The sequence below is a fragment of the Agromyces ramosus genome, assembly GCF_004216665.1.
GTDB lineage: Bacteria > Actinomycetota > Actinomycetes > Actinomycetales > Microbacteriaceae > Agromyces > Agromyces ramosus.
Genome location: NZ_SGWY01000003.1, coordinates 885,933 through 897,067, shown reverse-complemented (window position 1 = coordinate 897,067; position 11,135 = coordinate 885,933). Strand labels below are relative to the sequence as shown.

Sequence of the window (11,135 nt, the reverse complement as noted above, 5' to 3'; positions counted from 1 at the left end):
CGCCGCGAGCAGCTGCCGCCGAGACAGGCCGAGGCTGCGCCCCAGCTCGGGGTTGTCGTCGCGATCGATCAGATCGTCCATGATGCTCCTTTGCAATGGTGTTCCTGGGGATCGGTGCCGGCCGCTGCGCGTCGGCGGGAGCACGCTGCAACACGTCCCCCGGAGTGTTCGGATCGCTTCAGGTCTGCGCACCCCGGTGTGCCCGTGAGATCCGGCTTCACGAACTTTCTCGGAGGCTACGACATTTCTCTCAGGTGCGTCAAGCAAAAGAGTCCGGTCGCGTGGCGACTTTTGTAAAACGCTCGGTAGAACTGCGCGGAGTCGACGATTCGCTTGGCAGGCGCGCCCCACGAGGGCAGGATGATCGGGTGACGCAACGTCGGAGATGCTCGTGAACGCCGGGGCGCGACGGGTCCCGACGGCCAGGAGCGTGCAGGCCGTCTACTACACGCTCATGCTGGGCAACACGCTGGCCGCCTCGTTCATCTGGGGCATCAACACGCTGTTCCTGCTGGACGCGGGACTGTCCAACCTCGAGGCCTTCGCCGCGAACGCGTTCTTCAGCGCCGGCATGTTCCTCTTCGAGATCCCGACGGGCGTCGTCGCCGACACGCTCGGACGCCGCGCCTCGTACTTGCTCGGCACGGTGACCCTCGCGGTGACCACGGTGCTCTACTACCTGCTCTGGGTGTGGGAGTCGCCGTTCTGGGCGTGGGCGGTCGTGTCGGTTCTGCTGGGGCTCGGATTCACGTTCTTCTCCGGCGCCGTGGACGCGTGGCTCGTCGACGCCCTGCGTGCGACCGAGTACCGCGGGAGCCTCGAGACCGTGTTCGGTCGCGCCCTGATCGTCGGAAGCGTGGCGATGCTCGGCGGCTCGGTACTGGGCGGCGTGGTGGCGCAGCTCACGAACCTCGGCGTGCCGTTCCTGATCCGGGCCGGCGTGCTCGTGCTGATGTTCGTGGTGGCCGCACTGACCATGCGCGACCTCGGTTTCACCCCCGACCGCGGTGAGGGCCCGATTGCGGCCACCCGCACCGTGCTGCGGGCGTCGATCCACTACGGGCTCGGCAACCCACCGGTCCGGTGGCTCATGCTCGCCACGCCGTTCACCGCGGGCGTCGGCATCTACGTCTTCTACGCGCTCCAGCCGTACCTGCTCGAACTCTGGGGCGACGAGGGCGCGTACTCGATCGCCGGCCTCGCCGCCGCGATCCTCTCGGGCGCCGGCATCGTCGGCGGCATCCTCGCGCCCTACGTCCGGCGGCTCTTCCGCAAGCGGACGTCCGCGATCCTGCTCGCCACCGTGTCGAGCTCCGTCGTGCTCGTCGCGCTCGCGTTCACGACGAACTTCTGGATCGCCATCGTCCTGCTCGCGGTCTGGGGCATCGCCTCATCGATCGACGATCCCGTGCATCGTGCCTACCTCAACGACATGATCCCGTCGAAGCAACGCGCGACGGTGCTCTCGTTCGACTCGCTGCTGGGCAGTGCGGGCGGCGTGGTGTTCCAGCCGATCCTGGGCCGTTCGGCCGACCTCGGCGGCTACGGCGCCTCGCTGCTGTGGAGCGGCGTCATCAACGCGATCGCCACCCCGTTCCTGCTGCTGAGCCGGGCGCAGCGACCGCCCGCCGACACGGCGGTCGAGGTCACGCCCGCCGCGGAGACCGCGGATGCCGCGCCGGGCGAGGTGCCCGCCGATGACGCATCCGGCGACGTGCCCCTTTCGGGGGACACCGATCGCGGATAGCATGTCCGGACACGCGCCGCCGTCGAGGGTGCGCCGTCGGGGGGAGGGTCGCGATGCGCACGGCGCTGTTCGTGAGCCTCGGCGTCGTCGCCGCCTTCGCCGGCGCCGTCTTCATCGGCGCCGCGGCGGCCACCACGGGCGCACCCGTCTTCTACGACGCGCGGTATCCGCAGGCCGCGCCCACCGTTCCTGAGGGGTACGAGGCCGGCGAAGCCGGCGGCATCCGCTCGCAGCCCGGCGGCACGGTGGACCAGGCCCACGCCGACGGCGCACCGCTGCCGGCGCCCGCGACGCCGCATCCCTCGATCCCGCCCGCCGGAACCCCGCCGACCGGCGAGGGGGCCGCACCCGCGCCGACCCCGAGCCCCGATCCCGACGCCGCCCTCCCCGACCGGCCGTCCGGCGACGCGCCGGACGCGATCGGGCGTGCGCCCGGTGGTCCGCCGCGGACCCCCGACCCGGATGCCGCGCCTCCGAGCGCGGACGAACGCGAGGCGTGGCGCCGCTTCCAGCAGGTGGTGCGAACGTGCATGGCCGATGCCGGACACGACTACCGCTACTGGGAGTGGTGGAGCATGAGCTCCGACCCGTCCAACCGCTTCCCGGCCATGCCCGACGACCTCACGCCCGAGCAGTTCTCGGCATGGGAGCTCGCCCTCTACGGCGCGACGACCCCGGGCGACGAGACCCGCGGGGAGGACGCCGGCTGCTGGGGCCACGCGCTGCGCGTCACCGACGGGTCGAGCTGAGCTCCGCGCCGAGGCGGTCGATGCGAGCCCGTCAGGCGGGCGGCGCGAGCACCTCGACGCGGCCGTTCAACTCGGCGGCGTCGGCGTCCCAGAGGTCGACGACGGATGCCGCCAGCCGGTCCTCGAGTCCCGCGAGCGATCGCACGCGGAAGACGACCGCGGCTCCTCCACCGGGTTCGAGGGGCTGCCGTGCCCCGGCGCTGTCCACGGGCCGGGGCGCGAAGCCGTTCGCGAGCGAGCGCATCCACGATTCGCTCGCGGCCTTGACTGCGGCGTAGTTCGCGTTGCCGGTGGTCGGAGCGTCGACCGTGACGGACGACACGATGGCGATGCGGCCCGCGGTCGAGGTGATGAGGTCCTGCCAGAACGCGCGACTCACGTAGCGAAGCGCCGTGAACGAGCGATCGAGCACCCGGTAGTCCTCTTCGGTCTGGCCCATGATGCCGCCACCGCCCCGCCAGCCGCCGACGAGGTGGATCACGCCGTCGAGATCGCCGACCCGCGCGTGCACGCGCATCGAGAGCTCGAGCACGTCGTCGCCGTCGGTGAGGTCGGCGTGCTCGCCCAGAACGCCGGGCAGCTCCGCTTCCAGGTGCCGGAGACGGCCCTCGTCGCTGCCGACGACGACCACGCGCGCGCCGGCATCGAGGAGCGCCCGCGCGACCGCCCGACCCGACGCGCTCGTCGCTCCCGCGATGAGCACCGTCCGGCCGGCGACGCCCCGAGTCGCCCGAACCCGTGCGGATTCGGGCGACTCGGCGTCATCCTGCTCAGGCATCGGCGGCGGTGATGCCGACCGTCGACTCGATGACGGGCTTCATCTTCTTGTCGAGCGCCTCGTAGAACATCGAGAGCGGGAACTCGTCGTCCATCACGAGGTCGGTGTAGCCCTTCGGCGGGCCGGCGAGCACCTCCCGCGGCAGCCCCTCGGCCCACACCGACGCCGGGTTCGGCGTCACGACGCTGCGCACGAGGTCGTACGCGGCGAGCCAGTGGGCCGTCTTCGGGCGGTCGATCGACTTCCAGTAGAGCTCATCGATCGCGTCGCCCAGCTCCACGACGGCGTCGGGCACCGCGTCCCAGTCGAAGCTCAGTGAGACGTCCGTCCACTCGAGCACGTGCTTGCGGTGCAGCCACGCGAACAGCAGTTGCCCGCCGAGCCCGTCGTAATTGCGCACGCGCGATCCGGTGATCGCGAAGCGGAAGATGCGGTCGAAGATCACCGCGTACTGCACGAGCTTCGCGTGGCCGAGCAGCTGCGACTCGACCGCGGTGAGCGGCTCGCCGACGCCCCTGTCGAGCTCAGTCGCTCGCCTGCGGAGGCTGCGCTCGATCTTCACCGACTCGCGGAACGCGGTGAGGTCGCACCGCAGCTCCTCCAGCGAGTAGAGGAAGAACGGCATGCGCTGCTTGATCATGAACGGGTCGAACGGCAGGTCGCCGCGCATGTGGGTGCGGTCGTGGATGATGTCCCACATCACGAACGTGCGCTCGGCGAGGTCCTGGTCGTCGAGCAGGGCGGCCGCGTCATCGGGCAGCTCGAGCTTCGTGATCTCGGATGCCGCGCGCACCACACGGCGGTACCGGGCGGCCTCGCGGTCCTGGAAGATCGCACCCCACGTGAACGGCGGGATCTCGCGCATCGCCACCGTCTCGGGGAAGAGCACCGCCGAGTTCGTGTCGTAGCCGGGCGTGAAGTCGACGAGTCGCAGGCTCACGAACAGCTTGTTCGAGTAGTCGCCGGCCTCGAGGGCGGCGATGAACTCGGGCCAGATCGTCTCGACGACGAGCGCCTCGACGTGCCGGTCGGCCGACCCGTTCTGGGTGACCATGGGGAAGACGACGAGGTGGCGGATGCCGTCGACGCGGACCCGCTGCGGCTGGAACGCCACGAGCGAGTCGAGGAAGTCGGGCACGCCGAGCCCCTCGGCCTGCCATCGCCTGAAGTCGACCACGGAGGCCTCGAGGTACGCGGACTCGTGCGGGAACCGCGGAGCGAGGGCCTCGATCGCCTCGACGATGGCGTCGACGAGGGCGGATGCCTCGGACCGTTCGGCCTCCTCGGGCACGGAGCCGTCCTTCGCCTGCAGCGCCTGCAGCTTCGTGGCGGAGTCCTTGAGCCGGAGCCAAGCGGGATCGGCCTCCACGCCGGCGGCGAGTGCGATGTCGGCCGCGGTGACCTCGTCCTCGAGGACCTCGGGTTCGCCGATGATGGCGTCGATCGTGATGTTCGACATGTGAACCTCCGTTCCCGGGTGCTGGTCGCAGGCGCGACATGGACGCGGCCGATCGGCCGGTCCTCCAAGGCTAGACGCGAGCATCCCGCGATGTGTTGTGGTCCGGCGCGGCTTTCCTGCGTGCACCCGAGAATCCGCGACGGACTTCGCCGCAGCGCGCACAGGGCCGCCGCCCGGGCGTCCTCAGGGTGCCGGTGCGCCATTCGGAGGGCTCGACTCCACGCTGCACTGAGACATTCTCAGGATTATTCCGAGCCGCGTCAGGGGGTTGCACGGATCCGGCGGATTCGCGCCGCTCGTACGTTCGCATCACCCCCGATACCAGGTGGTATCCCAACCCCCGAAAGGAAAGATGTCATGAACACACGAACGGCGGCGCCGGTGATCCTCACCGTGTCGCTGGTGGTTCTGATGAGCGGATGCGCCGGCGCAGCCGCACAAGGCGGACAGGTGCGCGACGACCTTCGTCCGGCGGCCAATGCCGCCGCCATCGGCATCGCCCGCGGTCACGTGATCGCGCAGGAGCAGCTCTCGCCCAACCAGGTCGTCGCCGACCGCGTCGAGCGAGCGATCGAGCAGGCCGCCCAGTCCGACGCCGCGCGTGCGTTCAGCGCCGACGCCCGTCGCGAGCTGCACTCGCAGGCCGTCCGGTCCGACGTCGCGCCCGCGTTCAGCGCGGATGCCCGTCGCGAGCTGCACTCGCAGCCGGTCGAGCAGGCCCCCGTCCGCTGGAGCCCCGACGCGCGACGCGAGTTGCACGCCGGTCAGCCCGTCACCACCGCGGCCGGTCAGTCGATGAGCGCCGCGGCGATCCGCGAGCTCAAGGGAAGCGCTCCCGTCACGGTCGAGGACGACCTGTCCCCGCTCCGTGACGGCGCCCCGGCCGAGCAGCCCACCGACACGGTCGACGACGACCTGTCGCCGAACGGGGATGCTCGCTGAGCGCGCTGGATCCTGACCCGAGACGGGCGCGACGCGTCGACCACGACCTCGCGCCCGTCTCCATGTCCGCCCGCCGGACTAGAGTGCAGTCGTGGTCGCCGACCCCCTCCCCCCGGGCTCCACGGCGAACGACCTCGCCGCGGCGATCGACGCCGCCGCAGACCCCGGCGAGGCGGCCTTCCTGCAGCGCTTCTTCAAGACCGGCCCGGGCCAGTACGGCGAGGGCGATGTCTTCGCCGGGGTCCGCGTGCCCGCCACCCGCGCCATCGTGAAGCGGTTCGAGCGGATGCCGCTCGCAGAGGTCGTCGCGCTCCTCGAGAGCGCGGTGCACGAGCACCGGCTCGCCGCGCTGCTGGTGATGGTGCGGCAGTACCAGGTCGCGAGCCGACCGCGGACGCGCGACGACGCGGCACGGCTCGCGCTGCACGAGGCGTACCTCACTGCGGTGGGGGCCGGCCGCGTGAACAACTGGGACCTGGTCGACAGCTCGGCCGAGTGGCTGGTCGGCGAGGTCCTGCGCGAGGCCGGGCGCGGCGACGATCCGCTGCTCGACCGGCTCGCGGCATCCGCTTCGCTCTGGGAGCGCCGGGTGGCGGTGCTCTCGACGTTCGCGTTCATCAAGGCGGGCGACGCGCGTCCCACGCTCCGGCTGGCGCCGCGGCTCCTCGACGACGGCGAGGACCTCATGCACAAGGCGGTCGGCTGGATGCTGCGCGAGGTGGGCAAGCGCGTCGACCGCGAGCTGCTCCTCGGCTTCCTCGACGAATACGCCCCGAGGATGCCGCGGACGATGCTCTCCTACGCCACCGAGCACCTCACGCCCGGCGAGCGCGCGGCGTACCGGGCACGACGCTGACGCCCGCGGGCGACCGGCGCGGCCGCATCGCGTCGACACCGTGGACGGGCCGGCCACTGCGCACCGACCACGGTGGGGACGATGGCGTGCGGCGCCGCGTGACGACACGCCCGCGCTCGGTCGTTGACACCGGTCCATGCGCGCTGCCAGTATGCGGAACGGCCATTCGTCCACCAAGATCGCGAGGAACGCTCATGACTGACTCCGCACCTCCCCCTGCTCCCGCTCCGCAGCCGGCCCCGACTCCGGCCCCCGCTTCCGGCACGCCCGAGAAGTGGAACGTCCTTGCCATCGTCGGCTTCGTGATCGTCTTCTTCGGCTTCAGCCTGGTCTCGATCATCCTCGGCTTCATCGCCCTCAACCAGATCAAGAAGACCGGTGAGCGCGGCCGGGGGCTCGCGATCTGGGCGATCGTCCTGGGCTTCGTGTCGATCATCATCGGCATCATCGCCTGGATCGTCGTCGTCACGGCGATCGCGGCGAACCCGAACATCTCGGTCCAGTAGTCGCAGCACCTGAGCCCCGCCCCGACTCGAACGAGCCGGGGCGGGGCTCTGCCGTGCCCCGCCGGAGGGCCGTCGGCGCGATCGTGGATGCGTCGGCTCCCCGAGCCGGGTCGTTGACACCCTGCGGCGCTGCTGTCACGATGCAGTCCTGCGACCGACATCCACCAGTGGGGATCACATGTCCGAATCCGCTCCGCCTCCAGTGCCCGCCCAGCAGCACACCGCTGCGCCGTCCGAGAAGTGGAACGTCCTCTCGATCGTCGCGTTCGTGATCTCGCTCCTGGGGTTCAACATCGTCGCGGTCATCCTCGGCTTCATCGCCCTGAACCAGGTGAACAAGAGCGGTGAGCGCGGCAAGGGATTCGCCAATGCCGCGATCATCATCGGCCTGCTCTCGATCATCCTCGGCATCGTCTTCGGCTTCCTGTTCTTCGCGGGCGTCCTGGCGGGCGCCTAGATCCCTTCCGGCACGAGGCGCCGCCCTGCTCGAGCGAGCTGGACGGCGCCTCGTTCCCGGCGGATGCCCCGGGGTTCAGCCTGCGGCGACCGCGGCCTCGATCGGCTCGGCCTCCGTCGCGGCGTCGCGGTCCGCCGTCTCGCGCGCCGACCCCTCGTCGCGCGTGGCGGCTCCCACCGTCTTGCCCGACGGCAGGAGCAGGGCGACCAGTGCCGACGCCACGAGCACGGCGGCCCCGACCAGCACGGCGGGCTCGGCGCCCACGGCGTAGTCGACCGGGTTCAGCGCTCCGCCGGCGCCGGTGAAGACCGCCGTCGACACGGCGATGCCGAGCGCGACGCCCACCTCGCGGAGCATCGAGTTCGTGCCGCTCGCCTTGGCGTGGTCGTCGGCCGCCATCGTCGCGAGCACGGCCGTCGCCGACGGCGCGAACACGAGGCCCATGCCGATGCCCGCCACGATGAACGGCGCGACGTAGGACGAGTACTCGACCGAGGCGTCGAGCAGGCCGGTGAGCCAGAACAGCGCGCCGCCGAGCGCCAGCAGTCCGGTCACGATGAGCGTGCGGGTGCCGACCCGCGGGGCGATGAGTCCGGCGAGCGGCGCGACGACCATCGGCGCGAGCGTCCACGGCGAGGTCTGCAGGGCGGCCTCGAGCGGCGTCGACCCCTGCACGACCTGCAGGAACTGGATGAGGATGAAGATCGACCCGAATGCGCCGAAGCTGAACCCGAACCCGGCCAGGTTCGCCACCGTGAAGCTGCGATCACGGAACAGTCGCAGGGGCAGCAGTGGAGCGGGCGTGCGGGCCTCCCACGCCACGAACGAGGCCAGCAGGATGCCGCCCGCGGTGAGGCTGCCGAGCACCTCGAGGCTGTCCCAGCCCGCCTCGTTGCCGCGCACGATGCCGTAGACGACGGCGAGGAGGCCCAGGCCCGAGAGCACGAGGCCGACGACGTCGGCGCGCAGGCGGGCGCCGAAGCTGTTGGGCAGCGCGAGCAGGGCGAGCCCCACCGAGACGATGCCGACGGGCACGTTGATCCAGAAGATCGCCTGCCAGGCCCAGCCCTCGAGCACCGCGCCGCCGATGAGCGGCCCGGTCGCGACGCCGAGGCCGGCGACCCCGCCCCAGATGCCGATCGCGAGCGGGCGGCGGGCCAGCGGCACCGAGCCGGCGAGCAGGGTGAGCGAGAGCGGCATGATCGCGGCCGCGCCGAACCCCTGCAGGGCCCGTGTCGCGATGAGCTGGCCGGGGTCGGCGGCGAGGGCGGCGAACGCCGAGCTCAGCGTGAAGACGACGATGCCGATGACGAACACAGTGCGTCGGCCGAACCGGTCGCCGAGGGCGACGGCCATGAGGATCGTGCTCGCGAAGGCGAGGGTGTACGCGTTCATGAACCACTGCAGCTCTTCGACGGATGCCCCGAACTCCTCGTGCAGCACGGGGAGGGCGTTCGTCATCACGAGGTTGTCGAGGGTGGCCATGAACATCGGCAGGGCGGTCGCGACGAGCACCAGCCAGAGCGGGCTCGGAGGGCGACCGGCGGCGCGCGACGTGGGCGGTGCGGGTGCGGCTTCGATTGCGGATGACACGACGGCGCTCCTTGGTTGTTATCGAATGATTACCTGAACAGTAGTAATCGACTGATAACATGTCAACCATGACGATCGAACACGTCGCGCCGGCCCCGCGCATGAAGGCGGCGGATCGGCGCGAGCTCATCCTCGAGGCCGCCACCGCGGTGTTCGGTGCCAAGACCTACGTGGGCACGACGACCGACGAGGTCGCCCGCGCAGCCGGGGTGAGCCAGCCCTACGTGGTGCGGCTGTTCGGCACCAAGGAGAAGCTCTTCACGGCCGTGATCGAGCGCGCCTACTCGCGCCTGATCGGCGAGTTCCGACGCGCCCTTCCCGGCGACCCCGAGGGTCGCGCCGAGCGCATGGGCGCCGCCTACACGGGCCTGCTCGCCGAGCGCGGCATGCTCCCCGTCATCGCGAACTCCACCGCCCTGGGCGGTGAACCCGTGATCGGCCGCGTGGCCCGTGCCGGGTTCAGCGACATCTGGCGGTTCATCCGCGATGAGGCCGGGTTCTCACCCGAGGAGTCGCGCGAGTTCATCGCCACGGGCATGCTCATCAACACGATCGTCGGCCTGCGGCTCACCGGCGACTACGGCAACGAGGTCTCGGCCACCGAGGTGCTCGACGCCTGCTTCCCCGACGCGGTCGCCAAGGTGCGCGCCCTCCTGCCGCAGGTCGACGAGCCCTGGTGAGCGTGGCGTGAGCGACGAGCGGATGCCGCGCGGCATCCGCTCGCCGAACCCGGCGCGACCCCACGCAGTCACGCCGTGATCGGGCGCTCGCGCAGCAGTGAGATCGCGTACGCCGTGATCCAGGCGAAGCCGAGGGCGACGCCCACGAACAGGCGCACGCTCATGGCGGGCCCGAACGGGATGCAGAGCAGCAGGCAGGCGACGCCGATCACCCGCGACCAGGCGGCCGCGTTGCGGTGTCCCTCCCACGCGAGGCGGCGCGCCACTACGAAGGTCACGGCCACCAGCGCGAGGAAGGCCAGCGGCGCGGCGACGGCGTGCACGCCGCCGTGGAACGTCCACTCGCCGGGGTAGCCGTCGGGCGTGCCGGCCGGGAACCCGAGCGCGGGGTCCGCCGTGAAGGCGCCGCCGAGCACGAGGCCGACGCCGTACAGCCCGAACAGCACGGGTGCCCACGCCCGGCCCGGTCCGCCGCCGAGGCTGCGGCGTGCCCCGACGGCGAACGCGAGCATGAGCGCACCGGCGACGATGAAGTTCGCGATCTGCACCCACCCGCGGTCGCCGAGCGAGAGCAGGCTGAGCGGATGCCTCGTGAGGTCGAAGCCCTCGCGCGTGAGCACCTGCACCAGTCCCACGACGACGAAGAGCGGCCCGGCGATCGCGCCGGCGATGACGAGCGCCCGCGTCGTTCGGTCGTCGGCGTGGGCCGGGCGATGCCGTGCGTCGACGGCGGTCGTGCGGGGTGCCGTGGTGTCGATTCGGATGTCCATCGGATCGTTCCCTTCCGGTCGGGACCCGGTCGATCGACCGGGTCGTTCACCAGGGCGTCGTGCCGCGGCATCCGTTCTCGACATCGCGTTCGGAAGAATCTCGGAGGCCGTGTCGAGAACGGCGTCGGGCCGCCGACGCTATCGTGAGGGCGAGCCGACGGAGCACGCCTCACGAGGAGGGATCCCATGCGATACATGTGCCTGATGAAGTCCAGCGAGACGAACGGCGAGACGCCTCCCGCGGTCTACGCGGCGATGGCGGAGTACGACCGCTGGGGGCGGGCGACCGGCGTCCTCGTCGACAGCCATGGACTCCTGCCGAGCGAGGCGGGCATGATCGTCTCGCTCGTCGATGGGAGCATCAAGGCGGTCGACGGCCCGTTCACCGAGGCCAAGGAGCTCGTGGGCGGCTACGCGGTGATCGACGTGCGCAGCCGCGACGAGGCGCTCGAGCTCGGCCGTCGGCTGATGCAGATCCACAAGGACCACTGGCCCGGGTTCGTGGGCAGCGTCGAGATCCGGCAGATCGCCGAGTTCTGAGGCGGCTCGCGGGGTCGCGCTGCGCCGGCGGGAGCGGAGCCGCGGCGGGCGGGCCGCG

At 71.3% G+C, this 11,135-nt stretch carries 12 protein-coding genes; 8 read left to right on the top strand and 4 right to left on the bottom strand.

Going from position 1 to position 11,135, the window contains the following annotated elements; genetic code table 11:
• Positions 1-454: 454 nt before the first annotated feature.
• Both EV187_RS16185 and EV187_RS18435 read left to right on the top strand, forming a co-directional pair.
• A complete protein-coding gene (locus EV187_RS16185) occupies positions 455-1,747 on the top strand; it encodes an MFS transporter (protein WP_242609660.1) in 1,293 nt (430 codons plus the stop codon).
• A gap of 53 nt (positions 1,748-1,800) precedes the next feature.
• A complete protein-coding gene (locus tag EV187_RS18435) occupies positions 1,801-2,496 on the top strand; it encodes a hypothetical protein (RefSeq protein ID WP_165391234.1) in 696 nt (231 codons plus the stop codon).
• 31 nt (positions 2,497-2,527) lie between these two features.
• On the opposite strand, the gene EV187_RS16175 is transcribed toward EV187_RS18435, so the two are convergent.
• On the bottom strand, positions 2,528-3,274 hold the full coding sequence (locus tag EV187_RS16175; protein ID WP_130354045.1) for an SDR family NAD(P)-dependent oxidoreductase: 747 nt from the start codon (positions 3,272-3,274) through the stop codon (positions 2,528-2,530).
• Positions 3,267-4,733 (bottom strand): DUF6421 family protein, encoded by a 1,467-nt coding sequence (locus EV187_RS16170; protein ID WP_130354044.1) that lies wholly within the window; start codon positions 4,731-4,733, stop codon positions 3,267-3,269. The genes EV187_RS16175 and EV187_RS16170 overlap by 8 nt, the downstream gene beginning before the upstream one ends.
• A 357-nt stretch (positions 4,734-5,090) precedes the next feature.
• Between EV187_RS16170 and EV187_RS16165 the strand changes: the two genes are divergently transcribed.
• The 4 genes from EV187_RS16165 (at position 5,091) to EV187_RS16150 (ending at position 7,494) form a co-directional block, all read left to right on the top strand.
• Complete coding sequence (locus EV187_RS16165) at positions 5,091-5,675, top strand: hypothetical protein (RefSeq protein ID WP_130354043.1); 585 nt, start codon at positions 5,091-5,093, stop codon at positions 5,673-5,675.
• A gap of 91 nt (positions 5,676-5,766) precedes the next feature.
• Positions 5,767-6,531 (top strand): DNA alkylation repair protein, encoded by a 765-nt coding sequence (locus EV187_RS16160; RefSeq protein ID WP_130354042.1) that lies wholly within the window; start codon positions 5,767-5,769, stop codon positions 6,529-6,531.
• 194 nt (positions 6,532-6,725) lie between these two features.
• Positions 6,726-7,037, top strand: a complete 312-nt coding sequence (locus EV187_RS16155) for a DUF4190 domain-containing protein (protein ID WP_130354041.1) — start codon at positions 6,726-6,728, stop codon at positions 7,035-7,037.
• Positions 7,038-7,215: 178 nt separating this feature from the next.
• Positions 7,216-7,494, top strand: coding sequence for a DUF4190 domain-containing protein (locus EV187_RS16150; RefSeq protein ID WP_130354040.1), 279 nt, complete (start codon positions 7,216-7,218; stop codon positions 7,492-7,494).
• A gap of 75 nt (positions 7,495-7,569) precedes the next feature.
• Here EV187_RS16150 and EV187_RS16145 read toward each other — a convergent pair whose 3' ends face one another.
• Complete coding sequence (locus EV187_RS16145) at positions 7,570-9,087, bottom strand: MFS transporter (protein ID WP_130354039.1); 1,518 nt, start codon at positions 9,085-9,087, stop codon at positions 7,570-7,572.
• 68 nt (positions 9,088-9,155) lie between these two features.
• On the opposite strand from EV187_RS16145, the gene EV187_RS16140 reads away from it, so the two are divergent.
• Entirely contained in the window at positions 9,156-9,767 is a 612-nt protein-coding gene (locus tag EV187_RS16140; RefSeq protein WP_165391233.1) for a TetR/AcrR family transcriptional regulator, read from the top strand.
• 68 nt (positions 9,768-9,835) lie between these two features.
• On the opposite strand, the gene EV187_RS16135 is transcribed toward EV187_RS16140, so the two are convergent.
• Complete coding sequence (locus EV187_RS16135) at positions 9,836-10,537, bottom strand: DUF998 domain-containing protein (protein WP_165391232.1); 702 nt, start codon at positions 10,535-10,537, stop codon at positions 9,836-9,838.
• Between the two features lie 186 nt (positions 10,538-10,723).
• Between EV187_RS16135 and EV187_RS16130 the strand changes: the two genes are divergently transcribed.
• Positions 10,724-11,077 (top strand): YciI family protein, encoded by a 354-nt coding sequence (locus EV187_RS16130; RefSeq protein ID WP_130354036.1) that lies wholly within the window; start codon positions 10,724-10,726, stop codon positions 11,075-11,077.
• Positions 11,078-11,135: the final 58 nt, after the last annotated feature.

What these genes read in the sequence shown, in the direction of transcription:
- EV187_RS16185 (WP_242609660.1), top strand. Translation starts at nt 455, where the DNA reads ATGCTGGGCAACACGCTGGCCGCCTCGTTCATCTGGGGCATCAACACG.
- EV187_RS18435 (WP_165391234.1), top strand. Translation starts at nt 1,801, where the DNA reads ATGCGCACGGCGCTGTTCGTGAGCCTCGGCGTCGTCGCCGCCTTCGCC.
- EV187_RS16175 (WP_130354045.1), bottom strand. Translation starts at nt 3,274, where the DNA reads ATGCCTGAGCAGGATGACGCCGAGTCGCCCGAATCCGCACGGGTTCGG.
- EV187_RS16170 (WP_130354044.1), bottom strand. Translation starts at nt 4,733, where the DNA reads ATGTCGAACATCACGATCGACGCCATCATCGGCGAACCCGAGGTCCTC.
- EV187_RS16165 (WP_130354043.1), top strand. Translation starts at nt 5,091, where the DNA reads ATGAACACACGAACGGCGGCGCCGGTGATCCTCACCGTGTCGCTGGTG.
- EV187_RS16155 (WP_130354041.1), top strand. Translation starts at nt 6,726, where the DNA reads ATGACTGACTCCGCACCTCCCCCTGCTCCCGCTCCGCAGCCGGCCCCG.
- EV187_RS16150 (WP_130354040.1), top strand. Translation starts at nt 7,216, where the DNA reads ATGTCCGAATCCGCTCCGCCTCCAGTGCCCGCCCAGCAGCACACCGCT.
- EV187_RS16140 (WP_165391233.1), top strand. Translation starts at nt 9,156, where the DNA reads ATGACGATCGAACACGTCGCGCCGGCCCCGCGCATGAAGGCGGCGGAT.
- EV187_RS16135 (WP_165391232.1), bottom strand. Translation starts at nt 10,537, where the DNA reads ATGGACATCCGAATCGACACCACGGCACCCCGCACGACCGCCGTCGAC.
- EV187_RS16130 (WP_130354036.1), top strand. Translation starts at nt 10,724, where the DNA reads ATGCGATACATGTGCCTGATGAAGTCCAGCGAGACGAACGGCGAGACG.